The 20,871-nt window shown below is 72.7% G+C and carries 19 protein-coding genes; 11 read left to right on the top strand and 8 right to left on the bottom strand.

What is annotated here, in order from left to right; translation table 11 throughout:
* Positions 1-215: 215 nt before the first annotated feature.
* The 5 genes from ACQPYD_RS21390 (at position 216) to ACQPYD_RS21410 (ending at position 4,639) form a co-directional block, all read left to right on the top strand.
* Complete coding sequence (locus tag ACQPYD_RS21390) at positions 216-1,346, top strand: methyltransferase domain-containing protein (protein WP_433697375.1); 1,131 nt, start codon at positions 216-218, stop codon at positions 1,344-1,346.
* Positions 1,347-1,720: 374 nt separating this feature from the next.
* Positions 1,721-1,882 carry a hypothetical protein gene (locus ACQPYD_RS21395; protein WP_433697376.1) on the top strand — a complete coding sequence of 54 codons (162 nt, stop codon included), beginning with the start codon at positions 1,721-1,723 and terminating at the stop codon, positions 1,880-1,882.
* 109 nt (positions 1,883-1,991) lie between these two features.
* Positions 1,992-2,738, top strand: a complete 747-nt coding sequence (locus tag ACQPYD_RS21400; RefSeq protein ID WP_433697377.1) for a phosphotransferase family protein — start codon at positions 1,992-1,994, stop codon at positions 2,736-2,738.
* A 370-nt stretch (positions 2,739-3,108) separates the two neighbouring features.
* A complete protein-coding gene (locus ACQPYD_RS21405; protein ID WP_433697378.1) occupies positions 3,109-3,855 on the top strand; it encodes a DUF3159 domain-containing protein in 747 nt (248 codons plus the stop codon).
* A gap of 184 nt (positions 3,856-4,039) precedes the next feature.
* Positions 4,040-4,639 (top strand): DUF7691 family protein, encoded by a 600-nt coding sequence (locus ACQPYD_RS21410; RefSeq protein WP_433697379.1) that lies wholly within the window; start codon positions 4,040-4,042, stop codon positions 4,637-4,639.
* Between the two features lie 157 nt (positions 4,640-4,796).
* Here the strand turns inward: ACQPYD_RS21410 and ACQPYD_RS21415 are convergent, their stop codons facing one another.
* Positions 4,797-5,387: a helix-turn-helix domain-containing protein gene (locus ACQPYD_RS21415; RefSeq protein WP_433697380.1), complete on the bottom strand. Its 591-nt coding sequence runs from the start codon at positions 5,385-5,387 to the stop codon at positions 4,797-4,799.
* Positions 5,388-5,474: 87 nt separating this feature from the next.
* Between ACQPYD_RS21415 and ACQPYD_RS21420 the strand changes: the two genes are divergently transcribed.
* The 3 genes from ACQPYD_RS21420 (at position 5,475) to ACQPYD_RS21430 (ending at position 7,213) form a co-directional block, all read left to right on the top strand.
* Positions 5,475-6,101 (top strand): class I SAM-dependent methyltransferase, encoded by a 627-nt coding sequence (locus ACQPYD_RS21420; RefSeq protein ID WP_433697381.1) that lies wholly within the window; start codon positions 5,475-5,477, stop codon positions 6,099-6,101.
* Positions 6,102-6,140: 39 nt separating this feature from the next.
* Complete coding sequence (locus tag ACQPYD_RS21425; protein ID WP_433697382.1) at positions 6,141-6,641, top strand: DinB family protein; 501 nt, start codon at positions 6,141-6,143, stop codon at positions 6,639-6,641.
* Positions 6,642-6,841: 200 nt separating this feature from the next.
* A complete protein-coding gene (locus tag ACQPYD_RS21430) occupies positions 6,842-7,213 on the top strand; it encodes a VOC family protein (RefSeq protein ID WP_433697383.1) in 372 nt (123 codons plus the stop codon).
* 66 nt (positions 7,214-7,279) lie between these two features.
* Here the strand turns inward: ACQPYD_RS21430 and ACQPYD_RS21435 are convergent, their stop codons facing one another.
* Positions 7,280-8,233, bottom strand: a complete 954-nt coding sequence (locus ACQPYD_RS21435; RefSeq protein ID WP_433697384.1) for a GNAT family N-acetyltransferase — start codon at positions 8,231-8,233, stop codon at positions 7,280-7,282.
* 255 nt (positions 8,234-8,488) lie between these two features.
* On the opposite strand from ACQPYD_RS21435, the gene ACQPYD_RS21440 reads away from it, so the two are divergent.
* Positions 8,489-9,181, top strand: coding sequence for a haloacid dehalogenase type II (locus ACQPYD_RS21440; protein ID WP_433697385.1), 693 nt, complete (start codon positions 8,489-8,491; stop codon positions 9,179-9,181).
* Positions 9,182-9,424: 243 nt separating this feature from the next.
* Here the strand turns inward: ACQPYD_RS21440 and ACQPYD_RS21445 are convergent, their stop codons facing one another.
* Genes ACQPYD_RS21445 through ACQPYD_RS21460 form a run of 4 tightly spaced genes read right to left on the bottom strand, consistent with a single transcriptional unit; the run spans position 9,425 to position 13,508 of the window.
* Complete coding sequence (locus ACQPYD_RS21445) at positions 9,425-10,348, bottom strand: nucleoside hydrolase (protein WP_433697386.1); 924 nt, start codon at positions 10,346-10,348, stop codon at positions 9,425-9,427.
* Positions 10,349-10,377: 29 nt separating this feature from the next.
* On the bottom strand, positions 10,378-11,280 hold the full coding sequence (locus ACQPYD_RS21450; RefSeq protein WP_433697387.1) for a carbohydrate ABC transporter permease: 903 nt from the start codon (positions 11,278-11,280) through the stop codon (positions 10,378-10,380).
* Positions 11,281-11,283: 3 nt separating this feature from the next.
* Positions 11,284-12,228 (bottom strand): carbohydrate ABC transporter permease, encoded by a 945-nt coding sequence (locus ACQPYD_RS21455; RefSeq protein ID WP_433697388.1) that lies wholly within the window; start codon positions 12,226-12,228, stop codon positions 11,284-11,286.
* Positions 12,225-13,508: a sugar ABC transporter substrate-binding protein gene (locus ACQPYD_RS21460; RefSeq protein WP_433697389.1), complete on the bottom strand. Its 1,284-nt coding sequence runs from the start codon at positions 13,506-13,508 to the stop codon at positions 12,225-12,227. The genes ACQPYD_RS21455 and ACQPYD_RS21460 overlap by 4 nt, the downstream gene beginning before the upstream one ends.
* Positions 13,509-13,747: 239 nt before the next feature.
* Between ACQPYD_RS21460 and ACQPYD_RS21465 the strand changes: the two genes are divergently transcribed.
* The gene (locus ACQPYD_RS21465; RefSeq protein ID WP_433697390.1) at positions 13,748-14,749 is read left to right on the top strand and encodes a LacI family DNA-binding transcriptional regulator; all 1,002 of its coding nucleotides are present in this window, start codon (positions 13,748-13,750) and stop codon (positions 14,747-14,749) included.
* 114 nt (positions 14,750-14,863) lie between these two features.
* Here ACQPYD_RS21465 and ACQPYD_RS21470 read toward each other — a convergent pair whose 3' ends face one another.
* Complete coding sequence (locus ACQPYD_RS21470) at positions 14,864-16,618, bottom strand: glycoside hydrolase family 6 protein (protein WP_433697391.1); 1,755 nt, start codon at positions 16,616-16,618, stop codon at positions 14,864-14,866.
* A 423-nt stretch (positions 16,619-17,041) separates the two neighbouring features.
* On the bottom strand, positions 17,042-17,827 hold the full coding sequence (locus ACQPYD_RS21475) for an NRDE family protein (RefSeq protein WP_433697392.1): 786 nt from the start codon (positions 17,825-17,827) through the stop codon (positions 17,042-17,044).
* Between the two features lie 314 nt (positions 17,828-18,141).
* Here ACQPYD_RS21475 and ACQPYD_RS21480 point away from each other — a divergent pair, with 314 nt between their 5' ends.
* Complete coding sequence (locus ACQPYD_RS21480) at positions 18,142-20,730, top strand: HAD-IC family P-type ATPase (RefSeq protein WP_433697393.1); 2,589 nt, start codon at positions 18,142-18,144, stop codon at positions 20,728-20,730.
* The last annotated feature ends 141 nt before the right edge of the window (positions 20,731-20,871 follow it).

Below are 20,871 nucleotides of genomic sequence, written 5' to 3' on the forward strand. Positions count from 1 at the left end.
ACGCGGTGCAACCCGCTCTGTCCGGCACCGGCCGGTCCACTGACAGATCAGTCACGGTGAGTTACCGTCACTCTGAATCCTCTCCTTGAGCGACAGGACAGTGCCATGACGGCCAAGCACCAGGGTGCCCCCAAGCCCAGCAAGCCCTACGAACCGCCGCCGCAGTCCCCGGACACGCCGCCCCCGGGCGGCGGAACCCGCGAGAAGCCGAAGTAATGCCCGGGACCGACGAACTGCTCGACGCGCTGACGCGGTCGGGGTACCTGACCGAACCGCGTTGGCGCGACGCACTGCGTTCCGTACCGCGTGAGAAGTTCGTCCCGACCCGGGCGTGGGCGGTTCCCACGGACGGCACTCCGCCCCACCCCATCGACCGGGACCGGGACCGGGACGCCTGGAGCACGGCGGTCTACACCGACACCGCGGTCGTCACCCAGCTCGACGACGGCGAAGGCGACCTGACCCTCGGGGAGGGCACGGGGACCAGCTCCGCGTCCGCGCCGGGCATGGTGGCCGCCTTCCTCGAACTGCTCGACCCCTACCCCGGCGACCGGGTGCTCGAGATCGGCACCGGGACCGGGTGGACGGCCGCGCTGCTGTCCACCGTGCTCGGCGCCGACGCCGTGACCTCGATCGAGGTCGACGCACAGGTCGCCCGGCAGGCAGCGGTGAACCTGGAGCGGGTCGGTCTCACCCCCACCCTCGTCACGGGCGACGGGGCGCTGGGCTGGCAGCCGGGTGCCCTCTACGACGGGGTCCACGCCACCTGCGGCGTGCGCGAGGTCCCGATGGCGTGGGTGGAGCAGACCAGGCCGGGAGGAACCGTGGTCGCGCCGTGGGTGCCCGGGTTCGGCCACGGCCACCAGGTGAGACTCACCGTCCTCGACGACAGCCGCGCCGTCGGCCGGTTCACGGGCGGCAGCACCTACATGCTGATGCGGGCCCAGCGCCCCGCCGGCCCTGACTTCGACGGAGAGGGCTGGCGCGAGAAGTCGACACTGCTCGATCCCCGCCGGGTCATGCGCGCCGCACCGGGTGCCCACGTCACCGTCAGCGCCATGGTCCCCGGGGTCCAGGCGCACGGGGCCGACGGGGAGGACGGCGCCTTCCAGGTGTGGATGTGGGACGGCTCCTCACAGGCCCGCATCGCCTACGACCCCGGCTACGCCCGGACAGGCGTCGAGCAGCGGGGCCCGCGCGACCTGTGGGACGAGGTGGAGACGGCCTACCTCACCTGGGCGGGATGGGGGATGCCCGGCCGGGACCGCTTCGGGCTCACTATCACCGCGATCGGCCACCAGGTGTGGATCGACGAGCCCGACAACCGGGTGGCTCCGCCCCCCTGACGGGAAGAGCCCTGCCGGACCGGCGCCGGCAGGGCCTTCCATCACGTCGCCGAGGCCCGTACTCCTTCAGCGTCTCCCCCTGCAACGAGGGCCGACAAGCCCCGCCACGCGGACCGAACCCGGTGGACCACGGCGCGATCCCCACATAGGCGGGGCTCACCGACCGGCCTCAGGCACCAGCGCATGACACAGATTCGGCAGCAAGCACGCGAGCGACGTGCGCCGCAGAAGAAGGAGAGCTGCCCTAAGACGCGAACGGTACGGGCTGCGCGCGAGCGGGTACCTGCTCCGCCTGATCGCAGCCCCCTGCACCGGCCACCCGGACTATGATCCGGCGTGGACTCTCCCTCGCCCCCAACCCCCAGAGGAAGACCATGAGCACGAAAACGTGGGTCTGGATCTCGTGGGCGACGCTCGCGCTGGCCCTGATCACCCTCGTTCCGGGCGCAGTGTGGTGGGCCTGGGCCGTCTGGACCCTGACCGCCGCAGGAGTCGTCACCGCCCACATCCTGGCTCGACACGCCGACCTCATGTAGGCACCGAGGCCCGCTCCTCTTCGGGGGCGGGCTTCCGTCATCTCGGCCACGTCATCGCACGCGGAAAACCCGGCGACGTCGGCGATCATCCCCGGGATACTGGTCGCCCATGGACGAGATCGAAGTCGTCGTCGCCCATTCCGAGCGCGCGACCCTGCGCGCCGGCGACGTGTTCTTGAAGGTGGACGCCGACCAGGCGCGCATCGACGTCGAGGTCGAGGCGATGTCCCTCGCGCCGGTCCCGACCCCGGAGATCCTGTGGCGCAAACCGCCTGTGCTCGCGATCGCCGCCGTCCCGGGGACAGTGCTCGGCCGTCTCGGTGAGCCGTCGACCGCGCCGTCGGCGGCGTGGGCCTCGGCGGGCGCCGTCATCCGGCAGTTGCACGAGGCGCCGTTGCCGCCCTGGCCCGGCAGGCGCCGCCGGGGTCCCGACGAGTTGGCGGCGGAACTCGACGGCGAGTGCGAGCTGCTCGTGACGAACGGTGTCCTGCCCGCTGACCTGGTCACCCGCAACCGCCAGGTCGCCGAGGCCGCGCTCCGGCCGTGGACTCCGGTGTTCACACACGGCGACCTGCAGATCGACCACGTCTTTGTCGACGGCGACGAGGTCACCGGCATCATCGACTGGTCCGAGGCGGGCCGGGGCAATGCCCTGTTCGACCTTGCCACCTTGACTCTCGGACACGAGGAGCACCTCGACGACGTCATCGCCGGTTACGGCCCCGACGTCGACCTCGACGTGATCCGCGCGTGGTGGTCGTTGCGAAGCCTGCTGGGGGTTCGTTGGCTGGTCGAGCACGGCTTCGACCCCTTCGCGCCGGGCTGTGAGGTCGACGTGCTGAGATCCCGGATGTGAGGCTGCGTGGGCCCGACTGCGCAGCACCTCGGTTCCCCCGCTCCCCCGGTTTCCGGGCGCGGGCAGCCCCCGGCACGGCTCGCCCGACCCATGACGGAGAGTGTCACGACGGGGTCCGAACGGCACGACCTCAGCCGAAAGACAGGGTTCCCCGGCACGGATGCGGCGGAGAACCGTCGGGGATCGACGGAAAGTTCGATTTTTCCATCGCGCGGGATCTCCGCAGCTCAGGACCCCGGAGAGGTCGTCACTCACCGTCGCCCCCGGGAGCTTTTCGTGATGCCGAGGTTGACCGTGCCGCAGCGGCACGGTTTTGACTGGTCCCACAGCGGCACAGAACCACGCACGACAGACCCACCGGGAGGACGCGATGACCGCAGCCAAGGACCTCGACACCGGCCTCACCCACGAGACCACCCCCGGCCTCACCCCGAACCCCGCCCCCGAGCCCGAGCCCGACCGCGCCGACGGGGCCGACGCCCCGGAGCAGCCGGTGGACGTGAAGCAGGCCGTGCTCGACGGGATGGGCGGCCTCTCCGGGATGGTCTACACGACCCTGCCGGTCGTGGCCTTCGCCCTCGCGGTTCCCTTCATGTCGCTCATGGCCGCCATCGGCGCCGCGATCGCCATCGCCGCCGTCCTGGCCGTCTTCCGGATGTGGCGCGGAGAGAAGCTCATGTCCGCGCTGGGAGGGGTGTTCGGCGTCGCGGTCGCCGGAGGCGTCTCCGCCATGACCGGATCGGCCAACGACTTCTTCCTCATCGGGATCTGGGCCTCCTTCGCCGGGGGGATCATCACGCTCCTCTCCCTCCTGGCGCGCCGCCCGCTCACCGGCGTCATCTGGAACGCCGTCCACGGCGGCGCCCACCCCTGGCGCGAGGACCGTCCCACCCTGCTCGTGCACGACCTGGCGACCCTCGCCGTCACCGCGGTCTTCGCCAGCCGGTTCATCGTCCGCCAGTGGCTCTACGTCGCCGACTCCACCGCCGGCCTGGCCATCGCCGACACCGTGACCGGCTTCCCCCTGACCGCCCTGGCCGCCGTCGCCGTCGTCTGGGCCTTCCGCCGCTCCACCAAGCGCCTGGCCAAGACCGACACCGCCACCGCGCAGGACTGACCGGTTCCGGCACTGGGACCGGACCGGCCCCGGCGGGCCACAGGAGGGGAGAAGGACCGACATGGGACACAGCGCTCCGACGAAGACGGGCGTCGACAGTACGGGCCCACTCCCCCTGCCCCCGGAGACCACCGGCGCCGCCCTCCGCTCCCCGATGTCGTCGCCGGGCGATAGCTTCCCCGCTATGAGCTACTCGCTGACGACATACGTGGTCGACCTCGACGTCCTGCACGCATCCGTGGGGTCGAAGGACGACAAGCTCCGCCGGATGATCGGCGGCCGGTTCAAGCAGCGCCTGAGCGGCTTCGACGACCACTTCTCCCACGTCTCCGAAGCGGGCGGCCCCTCCATCCGCGACGCGATCCGCGCGGTCATCGAGGGCGGCCCCTTCGACGAGCAGTACGGCTTCGTGTACGGCTACGCCTACCAGTGGATCTGCGAGTTCCACGGTCGCACCCTGTTCAACAACGACTTCAGCCCCATGAGGTCGGGGTGGCTGGAGACGGTCGACAAGGGCCTGGCGGAGCTGGGTGTGACGGCGGTCGGCGTCGAGGAGTTCGGTTTCGGCCGCGTGCCCTCGCCCCTTCCCGACCCCGAGCTCGAGCCGTGCTACGGCGAGTGGAGCCTCACCGAGTGCCGGAAGGCCCTCGAACAGTGGGAGGCCGCCACCGAGGAGGGCAAGGCCGCCCTCGACCCCGCCGTCCTGAGCGCCGCCGAGTCCTGCATGGACTGGTGCCGGACCGCGGTCGCGGCCGGACGGGGCGTCGCGGGGTTCTTCTTCTGAGCGGTGCCCGGGCCCGCTCCGGGGCGGCGTGAGCCGCGGGGCGGGCCCGAGCCGTGCGCGGCTCCGCTCCCGGCCCCGGGAGCGGGGCGGCCGAAGGCGCCCGCCCGGGCGTTCGTCCCGGCCCCGAACCGTGCCGGCCCCCGGTCCCGCCCGCGTCTCAGCCGCCCTGGGACGCGGCGCCCGTGCGCACGTGCGCACGCACCCCCTGCAGGTCGAACAGGATGAGGAGTTCGACCGCGCCTCCGTCGGCGCTGCCCAGCCAGTGCGGCTGGGCCGTGTCGAACTCGGCCACCTCTCCGGGCGCCAGCGTCAGGTCCCGCTCGCCGAGCACGAGCCGCAGGCGCCCGTTGAGCACGTACAGCCACTCGAACCCCTCATGGGTCTGCGGTGTCGGTTCGAGCGGGGCGGGCACGGCGGGGATGACCATCTTGAACGCCTGGGTGCCGCCCGGCCGCCTGGACAGCGGCACGAAGACCATCCCGAACCGGCGGATCGGCTTCAGGTGGATCCGGGGGTCCCCGGTGCGCGGGGCGCCGACCAGGACGTCCAGGGGGACGTCGTAGGTGCGGGCCAGCGGCAGCAGCAGCTCCAGGGTCGCCCTGCGCCGACCGCTCTCCAACCGGGACAGGGTGCTCTCCGAGACCCCGGTCGTCGCGGCCAGGTCTGCGAGGGTGATGCCGCGCTCGCGGCGCAGCGCGCGCAGCCGGGGTCCCACCACGTCGAGAACGTCTTCTGTTTCGCGGTCCATCCCGCCATCTTGCCAGAACCGCAATTTTCCGTGCCAGATCGTGGTGGGTGCGGTGAGACTGGGCGCATTCCGACAGAAGGAGCCCCTATGAACACCACCGATGCGGTCACGTTCTGGGACGGTGTCCACGCGGCCCACCCCGCGGCCACCGACCCGCGGCCCAACGTCCGCCTCACCGAGGTGGTCGCGGACCTGCCGCCCGGCCGCGTGCTGGACCTGGGGTGCGGAGGCGGCGGTGACGCCCTGTGGCTCGCCCGGCGCGGGTGGCAGGTCACCGCCGCGGACATCTCGGCCGTGGCGGTCGAGCGCCTCACCGGTCTCGCCCGCTCACTCGGCCTGGGCGACCTGGTCGCCGCCGAGCGGCACGACCTGGACGCGTCCTTCCCGCAGGGCCGGTTCGACCTGGTCAGCGCCCACTACCTCCAGACCTTCTTCGCCCTGGACCGGGCGGCCGTCCTGCGCTCGGCGGCGCACGCGCTGCGTCCGGGTGGACGGCTCCTGGTCGTCGACCACGGTTCGGTCGCGCCGTGGTCGTGGAACCAGGACCCCGACGCCCGGTTCCCGTCCCCGCAGGAGGTCGCCGAGGGCATCGCCCTGGACCCGGCGTCGTGGACGGTCGAGCGGGCCGACGCCCCCCGCCGGATCGCGACGGGTCCCGACGGGCGCACCGCCGAGGTCACCGACCACGTCCTGATCGTCCGCCGCACCGCCTGACCCGGTACCGGAAACCGCTCCCCGACGAAGGAGGCCACCGTGCCCACCCTCCACCGCCGCGACCGCCGCGGCGACACCCCTCCGCCGCGGACCGGCGGCGGCGAGGCCGAGGTCCTGCGCGGGTTCCTCGACTACCTGCGGGCCTCGATGGCCGCGAAGGTCGCCGGCGCCCCCGAACCGCAGGTCCGGTCGGCCGGGGTTCCCTCCGGCACGAACCTGCTCGGCCTGCTCGACCACCTGGCCTCGGTCGAGGGCGCGATGTTCCTCGGGCAGGAGGTCACCGACTGGCAGGCGACGTTCCGGGCGGGGCCCGAGGACGGCGTGGCCGACGTCGTCGCCCGCTACGAGAGGACGGTCGAGCGCGCGAACGCCGTTCTCGACGGGTGCGCCGACCTCGGCGCCCCGGTCCCCCGGGCGCGGCCGGGCCGTCCCGCCCCCAGCGTGCGCTGGGCCCTCGTCCACATGATCGAGGAGACCGGCCGCCACGCCGGCCACGCCGACATCCTCCGCGAGCAGATCGACGGCGCGACCGGGCGCTGATCCCGGCTCCCGGCGCGTGCGCCCCCGGCCGGGGGCGCACCGCCGCGCCGCCCGTTCTCGTCCTCGCCACCCTGGACTCGGACCGCGCTGGTCCTCGCCCTGCGCACGGGCGCGAGCGGCTTCCAGCTCGAGGACGCGCCCCCGGGAACGCCCGGGGAGCGCGCGACCGGTCCGCGGGGCCGTCCTGTAGGGTCCCGGCCATGGGAAGCCGAATCGCAGTGGTCGCCATCGACGCGATCGACGTCAGGATCGTGGCCGGGTTCTGGAGCCGTGTCCTGGACTGGCCGATCGTGGAAGAGGAGGAGGACGGGATCGTCCTCGCCCCGTCCGGGGACGCCGGGATCGGGATCGACGTGTTTCCCGTGCCCGAGCGCAAGACCGTCAAGAACCGCCTGCACCTGGACCTGAGGGTCACGGGCGGGCTGACGGTGGCCCAGGAGCTGGAGAGGCTGATGGGGCTGGGTGCGGTGCAGGTGGACGTGGGACAGCCCGAGGACGCCCGGTGGACGGTGCTGGCCGACCCGGAGGGCAACGAGTTCTGCCTGCTGCACGGGCGCGACGGGTCCCCCTGAACCGGGGCCGGGTCTCCGGCGCCCTGTGCGGGGGGACGGTCCGTCGGCCGCCCGGACGAGCGGCCCTCAGCCCGGGGTCCCGGCCTTGACGAGCGGCGCGTCCCGTGTGAACTCCCTGAACCCGACGCTGTAGTACAGCCCGCGCGCCCCGGGACGACCCGGCGCGCCCAGACAGGCGACCGTCGCCTGAACGGCCCCGGCCGTCCGCGCCAGAAGCATCCCGTGCAGGAGCATCGCCCTTCCCAGTCCCAGGCGCCGGTGGTCCGGGTGCGTCCCGACGGGCTCGAACTCGACGGTCCTGTTCGCCTCGTCGAGCCACATGACGGCCGAGGCCGCCATCGTCCCGTCCGGCGCCTCCACCAGGAGGTGCAGGTCGCCGCGGTACCCGTCCGTCTGCCGGACGCCCCGGTACCCCTCGACCGTGTACGCCGAGGGGGCCCAGGCGTCCAGGTGGGCCCGGACCACGGCCTCCGGCCCGGCCTCGTCGGCGGTGCGGAACCGGTATCCGGCGGGCAGCGCCGGCTGTTCCACGTCGGCGAGGTCCCGCACGTTGAGCTGGGTCCAGTCCCCCGTGTCGCCGAGGGAGGCCGGATCGGTCACGTACCCGTGCTCCGTCCACCGCCGCAGGGCGAACCCGTCGGCGGCTCCCGGCAGCACGGAGCGCTCGAGACCGGCCGCCGTGGTGTCGTACCAGTCGATCACCTCGTCGACCAGCCCCGCGTGGTCGGGATGCACCTGGTACGCCAGATAGGTGCTGGTGACGTCCTTCACCGACCCGTCGCTCAGCTCCACACGGCGCGGCAGGTGGGCCCAGCCCCACGCCACCAGCTCCCCGCCGGAGAACCACAGCCGGCGCCGCCAGCTCGCGCCGACGGCGGCGTGCCCCCTGCCCCAGTTCCACGCCAGCTCGCCGAACGACGCGTCGCTGTTCACCAGGTCCGGGCGGACGGCGGTGACACGCTGCGCCAGACCCTGCATGAGCCGCACGTCCGCGGCGGTCAGAAGCTCGGAGTTCGTCATACCGCGTCACTGTGGCAGGGCTCCGCGCAGCCGTCGAGCCATTTTCCGGGGCCCGCGCATTCCTCGCGGCCGGGGGTCGGCGCCCGGCCGCGGGTCCGCGGGCCCGGGACCGGCAGGTCGGATAAACGCGCCTGACACGGGGGGACCGGCGCACTATGCTCGCCCGCGAACCCGGCACAGCGCCGAACCCCGCGCCCCTCCGACGGGGCCCCGCGCGCCGGACCGCGCGGGCCGAGACGCCCAGGAGCGACTCCCGTGACACCCCACCCCGACATCGACGTGGTCGTCTTCGACATCCTCGGGACCATGGTCGACGAACCCGCCGGTATCAGGCGCGGCCTGCGCGCACTGCTCCCGGACACCGACGAGGCCAGGGTGGGCGAGCTCGCCGCGCTGTGGCACGGACACGTCGACGAGCAGCAGCGGGAGATCCTCGCGGGCCGCCGCGCCTACGCCGACAGCACGGTGCTCGACCTCGAGGCGGCGACGCGCGTCGCGGCCCTGGCCGGTGTCGGCGACGCCGACGCGATCCGCGCGCTGGCGGCCTCCGGGCAGCGGCTGGACCCCTGGCCGGACTCCGTCCGGGCACTGGACAGGATCGCCTCCCGCTTCCCGGTGGTGGGTCTGTCGAACGCGAGCCGCGCGGCGCTCACCCGCATCGGCGCGCACGCCGGTCTGCGCTGGCACCAGGTGCTCTCGGCCGAGGAGGCGCGCAGTTACAAGCCCCGTCCCGACGTCTACCGGCTCGCGATCGCCAACGCGGGCTGCGCGCCGGAACGCCTGCTCATGGTCGCCGCCCACGCCTGGGACCTCCGGGGCGCCCAGGCGGTGGGCATGAGGACCGCCTACGTCGAACGACCCGTCGGGGACCCGCCCGGGGCGGCGGACGCGTTCGACCTGGAGGCGAAGAGCCTCGACGACCTGGCCGCTGCCCTCGGGGCGGCCTGAGGCCACCGACCGCGCGCGGCCCGGCGTTCACCATGACGAACACCTGTCCCGGCTCCGGGACCGGCCGCTGACCGCGCGGTCCGGCGTTCACCGCCGGATGATCGCTTCGGCGTCGGCCCGGTCGTACCGCCGCCCGCGCGCGGTGCTCCCCCGCGGCGCCGGGGCCCGCACCCGGGGGCCGTGGAACGCAGCGGCCCCCGGACGCGCGGGCCCCGTCACCCCCTCCCGGGGAGCCCGGGGGCCTCAGGCCTCTGCCGCCGCCTGCTCGCGCCCGGTTCCCGCCGCGACGATCCCCCGCACGATCTCCTCCGGGACCGCGGCCGTGTCCAGGTCCCGGACCAGGCGGGTGCGACCGGACCCGCCGGGCCTGAAGACGCTCGCCCCGGCGTCCTCCCCCTCCGTCTCGATCAGGACCGTGCCCGGCGCGGACAGTGTGAACAGCTCCGGTCTGACCATGCTCAGGACCGCCACCGGGTCGTGGGGCACGTTCCACTGCTCGTCCCAGAACTTCCACCACTGGTCGATGTCGGCGGCCAGCGCGCCGCCGAGCGCGCCCGCGGCCCCGAGTCGGCGCAGGTGCGGCTCCAGCACCTTCACCCTGCGCGTGACCTCCAGGCCGGTGACCACGGCGCGGATGCCCGAGGAGAAGACCCGGTGCGCGGCCAGGGCGTCGCTCCGGAAGTTGTGCTCGGTCCTCTCCACGTCGTCGAACGCGCCGCCCATTACCCACAGGGTGCGCACGTTCTCCGCGAAGCCGGGATCGGCCTCCAGGGCCAGGGCGATGTTGGTCAGCGGGCCGATGGCGAGGACGTCGACCTCCCCGGGCCGCTCGGCCACCGTGCGGACCAGCCACTCGACGGCGGACCCGTCCTCGTAGGCCTCCCCGTCCAGGCCCGTGTGCAGCGACCCCTCGTGCCCCGCCCACCACACCTCGCGGCCGGAGAGCGGCGCCCCCTCCCCGGCCCGCACGGGCAGGGGGATCCCGGCCAGGGCCCCGTAGCGCCGGGCCAGCCGCGCGCGCAGCGCGGTGTCCCCGTACACCGTCGCGACCCCGAGCAGGTCCACCCCCGGCAGTCCGAGGAGCAGGGCGAGCGCCATGGCGTCGTCCACGTCCGTTCCGATGTCGGTGTCCAGGACGACGGCGCGGGCGGTAGGGGCGGCGGGCATGGAGGAGCCTTTCGTGTGGTTCGACGGGCTCACTTGAGCCCCGAGGTCGAGACGGACTGGATGAAGTACTTCTGGAGGGAGAGGATCACGACCAGCGGCACCAGGATCAGCACGACGGACCCGGCGAACATCAGGCCGTAGTCCACGCTGAACTGGCCCTGCATGTTGGCCAGGGCGACGGGGCCGACGACGTGCTCGGCGTCCGTCCCCATGAGCAGCGGCCACACGTAGGCCTGCCACTGGAACAGGAACAGCATCAGGCCCGCCCCCATGAGCGCGGGCCTGGACAGGGGCAGGTAGATCCGCCAGAACACGCCCCACCAGCTGAGGCCGTCCAGGCGGCCGGCCTCCACCAGTTCCTCCGGGATGGCGAGGAAGAAGTTGCGCAGCATGAAGATCGCCATGCCGTTGCCGAGGCCGGGCAGGATCAGCCCGGTGAAGGTGTTCTGGAGGTTCCAGTCGCGGAACAGGTCCGCGAGCGGGATGGCGATCGCGTCGAACGGGATCAGGAAGCTGACCACGATCACCGCGAACACCGCGCCCTGGCCGCGGAACCGCAGCGCGGAGAGCCCGAACGCGGCCGTGGCGCACAGCACCAGGCCCACCACGACCGTGACCGCGCTGATGAGCAGGGAGTTGAGGATGCCCCGGCCCAGGCCCGTCCCCACCAGGGCCGTGTAGTTGTCGAGGGCCGGTGTCAGGGTCAGGAAGGTCTCCCAGCCGACCGGCGACAGGAAGCGGAACGTGTCGGCGCTCGGTCTGAGGGAGTTGGTGAGCACCCAGAGCAGCGGGACCACGAAGACGAGTCCCACCACGGCGCCCGTGGCGGTGATCAGGGCCCTCCGCGTGCGGGGGCGCCGCCGTGTCCGCCCGGCGGGGCGGTCCGCCCGGGCGGCCGGCGCCCCGGGGGCGGAGGAGGTGTTCGTCGGCATCGCTCAGTCCTCACTTCGCAGCATGCGGAACTGGACGGCGACGATCACGAGGGTGATCACCACCAGCACGACCACCTCCGCCTGGGCGCGCCCCATGTCGCCGAGCGAGTAGGCGCGGGAGTAGATGTCGTACATGAGGAGGTTCGTCGACCCCTCCGGCCCGCCCCCGGTGAGGATCTGCACGGGCGCGAAGACCAGCAGGTTGGAGACGGTGGCCGCGACCAGGACGAACGAGAGCGGCCTGCGCAGCATCGGCAGGGTGACGCTGAGGAACGCGCGCATCGGCGACGCCCCGTCCAGCTCCGCCGCCTCGTAGAGTTCGGCCGGGATGTCGTTGATCCCCGCGATGAGGAACAGCATCCAGTAGCCGACGCCGATCCACGACAGCAGGACGATGATCGAGGCCAGCGCCTGGTCGGGCGAGGTCAGGAACCCCTGAGGGGGCAGCCCGACCACCGCCAGCAGGGCGTTGGCGAGCCCGCCCTCGGGACGGAAGACCACGCTCCAGACCACGGCGGAGACCGCGGGCGGGGTGGCGATCGGCAGGATCACCAGCGCACGCCACACCTTGGAGCCGGCCATGCGGCGGCGCGTGTACAGCACCGCCAGCGCGACGGAGACCGCCACCTGCAGCGGGTTCACCACCAGGGTGAAGAGCAGGGTCACCGCCACCGCGCCGCGGAAGTCGGCGTTGGCGAACAGGTCGAGGTAGTTGCCGAGTCCGACGAAGCTCCTGCCGGACAGCAGGGACGTGTGGTGCAGGCTCTCCCAGAGGGCCGTCGCGCCGGGCAGCAGCCGCAGGAGGGTGAGCGCCACCAGCGAGGGCAGCAGGAACGCGAGCGCGACCGCCGCGGTCCCGCGCCACCACGGGCGCCGGTAGTGGCCGGGCCGGGGGCGGGCGCCCACGGCCTGCCCGCCGTCCCCGGCCCGTGTGGAGGGACCGCTCATCGCAGCGGGGCCCAGGCGTCTTCGAGCTGCTCCCCGGCCTGTTCCAGCCGGGACGCGGCGTCGGAGCCGTTGCGGATGTCCGCGAAGGCCGTGTTCATGACCTCCTCGAACTGGGCGTAGCCGACCGTGACGGGCCGCACCACCCCGGTGTTGGCCACCTCGTAGGAGATGAGGTCGGCGGCTCCGGCGCTCCGGTCGCCCGCCAGGGCGTCCATGCGCGGCAGGTACTCCTCGGCGGCCTCGGTGTTGGCCGGGATGATCGTCTGGCGCTCGGTGCTGGCGAGGTTGCCGGCGGGGTCCAGCGCCGCGTACTCCAGGAACAGGCGTGCGGCGTCCTTGGCCTGCGAGGCGGGGTTGACGCCCCAGGACCACGACCCGGAGGGGGTGACCTCCTCGCCGCCCTCGAAGTAGGGCATCGGCGCGACCGTCCAGTCCACGTCGGAGTCGGCGAACTCCCCCAGGTCCCAGGGGCCGCCGACGAAGAAGGCGACGTCCCCGCCGGAGAAGAGGGGGCTGGTCTCGAAGGTGCCGACGCCCCGCGGGGAGAGCCCGTCCTCGAAGGTCGCGCCGAACCACTCCATGGCCTCGACCCACTCGGCGTTGGCGACGTCCTGGTCGAGCATGTCCTCGCCGACGACCCCGCTCCCGCCGCCCTTGGACTCCATGAGCGGCTGGAGCTGGTAGTAGAAGTCGGTCTGCTCCAGGAGCAGGCCCCACTCGGTGCCGGCCTCCTGGGCCGCCTCGGCCGCCTCCGCGGTCTGCTCCCACGTCCAGCGCTCTGAGGGGTCGGTACCCGGTCCCTCGACGTCCGCGGCGGCGAGGGCGTCCTGGTTGACGAACATCAGCTGCGTGGAGTTCCACACGGGCAGGGCCCAGAGCCTGTCCTGGTGGATCCCGGTGGAGTACTGGCCCTCCGTGGTGGCCTCGCGGGCGCGGTCCTCCAGGTCGGAGAGGTCCTCCAGGAGCCCCTGGGCGGCCATCCACGGCACGCGGGGCTGGTCGACCGCGTAGACGTCGATGGACTCGTCGCCGGCGGAGAGCCGCTGCTGGACCGTGCTGTTGTACTGGTCGAAGGGCACCTGGGTGTACTCGACGGTGTAGCCCTCGTGGGAGGCCTCGAAGGCCTCGATGAGGGGCTCGAAGAAGGCCGGGTCCTCCGGGCCGAGGAACTGGATCGTCCCGTCCCCGCCCCCGTCACCGGAGCCCGGGGAGCAGGCCGCGATCAGTGCCAGGGATGCCGCTCCGGCGACGGACGCCAGGACTCTCTGTCGTTTTCTCATGGACGGTGACCTTTCGAGGCGGGTTCCGGCTCGCACGGCACTGCTGGGTCGCGGAGGCCTTCACCGGGAAGTCAGCGATCTATGCGCTTAGATATAAGCTAGCAAACCTCATGTGAACGGTAAATGACAAGGTCGGGGGCCCGATTCGTGACCCGGCGACCTCCGGGTGCCCCCGCACCCGGACCGCCCGCGGGGACGGCTACCCTCACGCTAGGGAAAACGGAAGGGACTGGTGCCGCATGGCGACAGCACGGGACGTCGCGCGACGGGCGGGTACCTCCACCGCCGTGGTCTCCTACGTGTTCAACGACGGACCGCGCGGGGTGGCCCCGGCGACCCGGCAGAAGGTCCTCGACGCGGCGGCCGAGCTCGGCTACCGGCCGAACGCGCTGGCGCGCTCCCTCTCCAGCGGCCGGACGCACTCGATCGGGCTGATCGTGCCCGACATCTGCAACCCCTACTTCGCGGAACTGGCCCGCGCCATCGAGGACGCCGCGGGGGTCCGGGGCAACCTGCTGCTCATCGCCGACTCCGCGCTCTCGGCGGAGCAGGAGCGCCGCCACACCCGCTCGCTCGTCGAGCGCCAGGTCGACTCGGTCGTGCTGGTCTCGGTGTGCGACGAACCCGACCTCGGCGAGTTCTTCGAGGCCGGCATCCCCGTCGTCGCGCTGCACCCGATCTCGGACCGCGAGCGCGCCTCGTCGATCACCATCGACTACGAGGCCGCCGCCCAGCGGGCGACCGAGCACCTCCTGGCGCACGGCTACGGGAGCATCGTGCTGCTCAACGGCCCGGTCGAGTCCACCGGGGCACGGCAGCACCGCGCGGGCTTCGACAGGGCGGTCGCGGGCGCGGAGGGCGTGCGTGCGTGGACGATCCGCTCGGAGATCTCACGGCACGACGCCGCGGAGTCCGCCTACGCGCTGCTGAGCGGGGCGGACCGACCGCGCGCCGTCTACTGCACCACCGACGAGCAGGCGTTCGGCGTCCTGTACGCGGCCCACCGGGCGGGGCTGACGGTCCCCGACGACCTGGCCGTCGTGGGGTTCGACGGCACCCGCAACTGCCTGGTGTCCATCCCCGCCCTGACCACGGTGCAGCAGCCCACGGAGGCCATGGCGCGGCGCGTGGTGGAGATCCTCGCGGGCCGCACCGTGGACGACGACCCCGTGCACGAGGTCCTGGGCTTCGAGTTCGTCGCACGCGCCTCCAGCGGCGGGCCGACCCCCGGATCGGCGTGAGCCGCGCCACGCGCGCCGCCCGGGGCGCCCGTGGCGGACGCCCGCCCGCTCGGTGAGCGGACGGGCGTCCTGTTCGGCGGTCCCCCGCGGCGCACGCCGGAGGGACGGGACGGATCAGTCCAGCGGCGGGTAGGCGTTGTCCAGCAGCTCCTGGAACTGGGCCGAGAACCAGTGCCCCGAGATCGGGGCGTCGGCCAGCGCGCCGCTCATGTTGTACCCGTTGCGCGGGTTGCCCTCGTAGGTCGGGTCGCACATGCGGTCGAAGCCCTTGCCCTCGGGGTTGGGGATCAACTCGCTGGAGCCGTCCGACTCACCCGGGGGCTTCATCCACACATAGGCGTCGATGCCCGGCTCGGGAGAGGCCTGCGGGCGCTCGCCCAGCCCCGCGCCCGACTGGTTGCACCAGTTGCCCGACTGGATCCGCCGGTCGTAGCGGCCCCCGTCCACGAACGCGTCCACACTCGTCTGCGGCCCCGGACCGGAAGGACGGTCCGGTCCGCCCCACCCGTTGCGGGAGGTGTCGATCAGCATCCCGATGTCGGAGGCGAACCCCTGCGAGACCAGCTCCTCGCGCAGCGCCTGGGAGTAGGACAGCTCGTCGGTGAACTGGTTCCAGTCCACCCACTGCGACTGCCGCACCGGCGTTCCCGCCACCGTCTGGCCGATCGAGAAGTTCTCCTCCACCAGCGCCGAGTAGTTCGCCGTGTTCGCGATGAACCCGTGCACATCCTCCGGCGAAGCACCCGCGGCGTTGGCGGCCTCGTAGAACAGCGCCGCCGACGCCGTGAAGTTGTCGGCCCAGCCGATCCAGCCGTGGTGGCCCGCGTCCACGTAGTTGTAGACGTTGTCGATCGCGCCCAGCTGCGCCAGGGCGTAGCCCACACCCTCCACGTAGTTGCCGTTGGCCAGCATCTCGTCGCACTCGGGCGTGGCCGTCTCGCGCGGGGACACGTTCGTGACCAGGTTGGGCAGCGAGTCGATCTCCACCGTCGTCACGATCCGCAGGTCCGCGTAGGCCGGGTCGGCCAGGATCTCCGCGATCGGGTCGATGTACTCCTCCTTGTACCGGTCGATCTCGTCCGGCCCCAGCTCGCCGTTGGAGGCCAGCGCCGCGCAGTCGCGGCCGGGCAGGTTGTAGATCACCACCTGGAAGACCAGCGGCTCGCCCGCGGCCTGGACCACCGCCTCGTCCAGGTGCTCGCGCAGGCCCATCGACCCGGTGGTCGGGCTGTCGTTGCCCTCGATCGCGCTGATCTGGTCCAGCCACACACCCGTGGGCTGGTCCGCGATCGCGTCCCCGCCCGGCTCGGAGGCCGCGTTGGCCGACCAGATCGGGTTCACGTACACATCCGCGCCCTCATACGGATTGTCCACGCGGTCCCCCGGTTCCGGGTCGGGGTCCGGGTCCGGGTCGGGTCCTGGACCGGGGTCGACCGATCCGTCGCACACCACGCCGTTGAGGGTGAACTCCGACGGTGCGGCGTTGCTCCCGGAGTAGGAGGCGTTGAACCCGAAGGAGACGGTCCCGTTCGTGGAGATCGACGAGTTGTGACCGGCGGCGGTCACCGACACGTCCTGCCCCGACTGGGTGTGCGTACCGTTCCACAGGTTCGTGACCCGCTGGTTCCCGGGGAAGGACCAGTCGAGGGTCCAGCCGTTGAGGGCGGTTCCCAGGTTGGTGATCTCGACGCTCGCGGTGAAACCGGAGCCCCAGTCGTTGACCTGGTAGTCCACCTCGCAGCCCGGGGCGGCGCTCGCGGGCGTGGTGGGAAGGAGTGCCAAGGTGGTGCCGAGTACGAGGGCCGAGGCCGCGGCGAGGCCTCGTCGTGTCCGCGAGCGTGTGCTCGCGCCACGGTGGATCCTGCTCATGTCGTCTTCTTCCTCATGGAGGGGGGTGACCAAAAGGAGCTTGCGGAGTGTCGGCCGGGGGTGCGGGCGACGGTTGCGTGAGGTCCGCTCAGACGTGGACGGGGACGGAGGCGCGCGGGGCATGACGACCTCGTACTGGCAGGGGCGCAATGCGCCGGGGGATATGGGAGCGCTCCCAAACGGCAGGCGAAGAAAACCCGACCACCATGGTGCGACGCCGGGCGAGGGGTGTGGGAGGAGGGGGATGCCGGGGGGAGGCCAGGGGGAGGGGGATGTCGAGAGAATGTGACCCAAGTCATTTGGGAACGCTCCCATGAGAGTAGCCAGCGGCCGACCTCCTGTAAACACCCCGTTGCGGGAATCCTTCACCGAGGTTTCACTTCACGGCCCGCCGCCGCCCCGTCCCGGGGCGGCGGCGGCCCCTCACACCTCGACCATCCGCCACGCCCCGGCGTCGGCAGGGGCGTCCGTGAAGGCGTAGCGGACCGTCTCCCGGTCCAGCGCGACCAGCGTCACCGAGCCCGTCGCCCAGATCCGCCCCTCCCCCAGATCGGCCCGCGCGACCAGGCCCGACGGATCTCCCGGGCCGTCGGCGCCCACGGAGCGGGGGGTCGCGCCGGCGGCCTCGGTGATGAGGCGCGGCCACTCGCCCCACACCTCCTCGACGCCTTTCGCGGCGGCCAGGTCCGCCGGATCGGGCCGGGTGGCCGCGAACTCCGGCGTGTGGCGCACCGCCCTGGGGTCGTGCGGGTCCAGGCCGGTGTTCACCACGATGCTCACCCCCGCGGGCAGCGGCCTCGTGTCCATGCACCGCCCGTCCCAGCTGTGCAGGCCGACCCGGTGGGCGTCGGCGTCCAGGAGGTGGAAGGGCGCGTACCGGGTGGGGTCCTCCCCCTGGAGCGGGTCCCGCACCGGGTGCGCGAGGGCGCGCAGCGGCAGCTCCCCCCGGCTCGCCGGGTACACGCCCTCCCAGGGCATGCTCCCGTCCCAGGGCCACCCGTTGAGCACGGCGGAGACCCGGGGGCGGCCGGGGTTCACCGCCAGCCAGGTTCCCCCCGCCGTGAGGTCGCGCCCGCCGACCAGCTCGGGCCGGTCGGGCCAGTGGCGCGCGGGCGGGTCCCAGGGCCGGAGGGACATCTCGTCCCGGAGCGCCGCGATGACGAGCGGTGTGTCGGCGCCGGGATCGAATCCGACGATGACGGTGCACATGAGGACCTCTGCTGTCTCCCCGGAGGCACGGCCCGAGAGGCCCGACCGGAGGATGGACGGAACTGTACCCGGACTCTACGTCCGCCCGGGGCCTGCCGGGGAGGGCGGGGCTGGCGCCGGACACGGCCCCTGCCGCCCTCCCGGACGCCGGGTGGTGCGGGTACCACCCGGCATCGGGGGGCAGGACGCCCGCGAGTGGTCCGGGGGTCTTCTAGGCTGTGGATCTCCTTACTCTCCGGACGCCCGTGGCCGATGCGCCCCCTCGCGTGATCAGGGGCCCGTCCACCCGTCTCCCGTACCACCCAGGAGTGTGCGTGCCCGTCCAACCCGAACGACCCGACGACGGTGCGGAAGGCGCCTCGGACAGGGATTCGCAGGCGGCTGCCCCGAACGTCACCGGCGCCCGGCCCGAGCGTGCCGGACCGGGCCTCCACGGCCCCCCGTCCGAGACCGGGCTGACCCTGGCGGAAGTCGCCGAGCGGGTCGCCACCGGCCGGACCAACGACGTCCCCGTGCGTGCCAGCCGCAGCGTCGGGCAGATCATCCGCGCCAACGTGTTCACGCGGATCAACGCGATGATCGCGGTGCTGTTCACGATCATCGCCGTGATCGGTCCCGTCCAGGACGGGCTGTTCGCGATGGTGATCCTGATCAACACGCTGATCGGCATCGTCCAGGAGCTGCGCGCCAAGCGCACCCTGGACAAGCTCGCGATCGTCAACGCAGCCCACCCCCGGGTCGTGCGCGACGGCGCGACGGTGCGCGTGACCACCCAGGAGATCGTCCTGGACGAGGTCCTCGAGGTCGGCGTGGGCGACCAGATCGCGGTCGACGGCGTCGTCACCTGGGCGGGAGGCCTGGAGGTCGACGAGTCCCTGCTGACCGGCGAGGCCGATCCCGTGCTCAAGCGGCCCGGCGACACCGTGATGTCGGGCAGCTTCGTGGTGGCGGGCGCCGGGCGCTTCCGCGCCACCAAGGTGGGGCGGCACGCGTACGCGGCACGCCTGGCCGAGGAGGCGAGCCGGTTCTCGCTGGTGCACTCGGAGCTGCGGTCGGGCATCAACCGCATCCTGACCTGGATCACCTACGCGCTGTTCCCGATCGGCGCCCTGCTGATCTACAGCCAGCTGTTCATGGGCGGCCACGTCACGCTGGAGGAGCCCACGGCGGGCGGCCAGATCTCCGGCCCGCTGGCGGACGCGCTGCGCGGCATGGTGGCGGCGCTGGTGTCGATGATCCCCGAGGGGCTCATCCTGCTCACCAGCATCGCCTTCGCGGTCGGTGTGATCCGGCTGGGGAAGTACAAGTGCCTGGTGCAGGAGCTGCCCGCGATCGAGGGCCTGGCCCGCGTGGACGTGGTGTGCACCGACAAGACGGGGACGCTGACCGAGGCCGGCATGAAGCTGGCCCAGATCCGCGACCTGGGAGGGCGTGCGGTCGGCGACGACCCGTCGCCGACCCTGGTGCTGGCCGCCCTGGCGGCCTGCGACCCCGACCACAACGCGAGCATGGCCGCCATCGCGCAGGGGTTCGGGGCGAGCGGGGTGTCCGCCCCCGACTGGACCGTCACCGCGCTGGCGCCGTTCTCGTCGGCCCGCAAGTGGAGCGGGGCCGGCTTCCTCACCCCGGACGGCGAGGAGCACTGGGTCCTGGGCGCCGCCGACGTGCTGTCCTCCCCCGACTCCCCCGCCGCGGCCGAGGCGGCACGGCTCGGCTCGCAGGGGCTCCGGGTGCTGCTGCTGGCCCGCGCCTCCGCCCGGGTGGACTCCGACGACGCCCCGGGCGAGGTGGAGCCGGTCGCGCTGGTGGTCCTGGACCAGAAGGTGCGCGAGGACGCCGGGGCCACCCTCGACTACTTCGCCGGCCAGGGCGTCGACGTCAAGATCGTCTCCGGCGACCACGCGGCCTCGGTCGGCGCGGTGGGCCGCGAGCTGGGCCTGCCCGGCGCGGAGGACCCGGTGGACGCCCGATCCCTGTCCGACGAGGCGGGCGAACTGGCCCGCGAGGTCGAGAGGCGCTCGGCGTTCGGCCGGGTGACCCCGGAGCGCAAGCGCGACATGGTGCGCGGGCTGAAGGACCGCGGGCACACGGTGGCGATGACCGGCGACGGCGTCAACGACGTGCTGGCCCTGAAGGAGGCCGACATCGGGGTGGCGATGGGTTCCGGCAGCCCGGCGTCGCGCTCGGTGGCACAGCTGGTCCTGCTGGACAACCGCTTCGCGGTGCTGCCGCGCGTGGTGGCCGAGGGCCGCCGGGTCATCGGCAACATCGAGCGTGTGGCCAGCCTGTTCCTGACCAAGACCGTGTACACGATGACGCTGGCGATCATCGTCGGGCTGCTGGCGGTCGCGTACCCGTTCTTCCCCCGTCACGCGACGCTGATCAACGCGGTGACCTTCGGCATCCCGTCGTTCTTCCTGGCCCTGGCGCCCAACACCGACATCGCCAAGCCGGGGTTCGTGATGCGCACGCTGCGGCTCGCCATCCCCTCGGGGATGGTGGCCGGTTTCGCGGCGGTGACGACCTACCTGCTGGTGCTGGGCGGGCGGACCGTCCCGGACCCCGCGGACCGCACGGCGGTGGTGATCACGCTGTGCGCGACCACCCTGTGGGTCCTGCTGCTGGTGGCCAAGCCGTACGTGTGGTGGAAGGTCCTGATGGTGGGCTCCATGGTCGGCCTGCTGACACTGGCCATGGTGACTCCGCTGGGCCAGTGGTTCTTCGACCTGGACGTGAGCGACCCGGCCAAGGTCCTCACCGGTCTGGCTGTGGCCGGGGTGGCGATCGTGGCGATCACGGTGATCCGGGTGGTGGACGACCGGTGGATCGCCCGGTCCGAGGCCCGCGCCGCCGAGGAGGCGGCCCGTGAGGAGGACGGGCACCGGGAGGCCTCCATGGTCTAGGTCGTGTTCTGTGGATTCTTCCGGGCTCGCGTCCACCGGGCTGCCTCTCGCTGCACCTCTGCGCTCGTGAGGCACAACCAGGCCGAACTTCGCACATCGGCTTGCGAGAGATGGCCCGGACGGCCGCTCGCCGATCCGAAA

The sequence above is a fragment of the Nocardiopsis sp. CA-288880 genome (assembly GCF_050955985.1).
Taxonomy (GTDB): domain Bacteria; phylum Actinomycetota; class Actinomycetes; order Streptosporangiales; family Streptosporangiaceae; genus Nocardiopsis; species Nocardiopsis tropica.

Bases quoted from the DNA above. Each gene is read 5' to 3' on its own strand.
- ACQPYD_RS21435 (WP_433697384.1), bottom strand. From the start codon at position 8,233: ATGACGAACTCCGAGCTTCTGACCGCCGCGGACGTGCGGCTCATGCAG.
- ACQPYD_RS21405 (WP_433697378.1), top strand. From the start codon at position 3,109: ATGACCGCAGCCAAGGACCTCGACACCGGCCTCACCCACGAGACCACC.
- ACQPYD_RS21395 (WP_433697376.1), top strand. From the start codon at position 1,721: ATGAGCACGAAAACGTGGGTCTGGATCTCGTGGGCGACGCTCGCGCTG.
- ACQPYD_RS21420 (WP_433697381.1), top strand. From the start codon at position 5,475: ATGAACACCACCGATGCGGTCACGTTCTGGGACGGTGTCCACGCGGCC.
- ACQPYD_RS21470 (WP_433697391.1), bottom strand. From the start codon at position 16,618: ATGAGCAGGATCCACCGTGGCGCGAGCACACGCTCGCGGACACGACGA.
- ACQPYD_RS21475 (WP_433697392.1), bottom strand. From the start codon at position 17,827: ATGTGCACCGTCATCGTCGGATTCGATCCCGGCGCCGACACACCGCTC.
- ACQPYD_RS21460 (WP_433697389.1), bottom strand. From the start codon at position 13,508: ATGAGAAAACGACAGAGAGTCCTGGCGTCCGTCGCCGGAGCGGCATCC.
- ACQPYD_RS21415 (WP_433697380.1), bottom strand. From the start codon at position 5,387: ATGGACCGCGAAACAGAAGACGTTCTCGACGTGGTGGGACCCCGGCTG.
- ACQPYD_RS21400 (WP_433697377.1), top strand. From the start codon at position 1,992: ATGGACGAGATCGAAGTCGTCGTCGCCCATTCCGAGCGCGCGACCCTG.
- ACQPYD_RS21390 (WP_433697375.1), top strand. From the start codon at position 216: ATGCCCGGGACCGACGAACTGCTCGACGCGCTGACGCGGTCGGGGTAC.
- ACQPYD_RS21445 (WP_433697386.1), bottom strand. From the start codon at position 10,348: ATGCCCGCCGCCCCTACCGCCCGCGCCGTCGTCCTGGACACCGACATC.
- ACQPYD_RS21450 (WP_433697387.1), bottom strand. From the start codon at position 11,280: ATGCCGACGAACACCTCCTCCGCCCCCGGGGCGCCGGCCGCCCGGGCG.
- ACQPYD_RS21455 (WP_433697388.1), bottom strand. From the start codon at position 12,228: ATGAGCGGTCCCTCCACACGGGCCGGGGACGGCGGGCAGGCCGTGGGC.
- ACQPYD_RS21410 (WP_433697379.1), top strand. From the start codon at position 4,040: ATGAGCTACTCGCTGACGACATACGTGGTCGACCTCGACGTCCTGCAC.
- ACQPYD_RS21430 (WP_433697383.1), top strand. From the start codon at position 6,842: ATGGGAAGCCGAATCGCAGTGGTCGCCATCGACGCGATCGACGTCAGG.
- ACQPYD_RS21465 (WP_433697390.1), top strand. From the start codon at position 13,748: ATGGCGACAGCACGGGACGTCGCGCGACGGGCGGGTACCTCCACCGCC.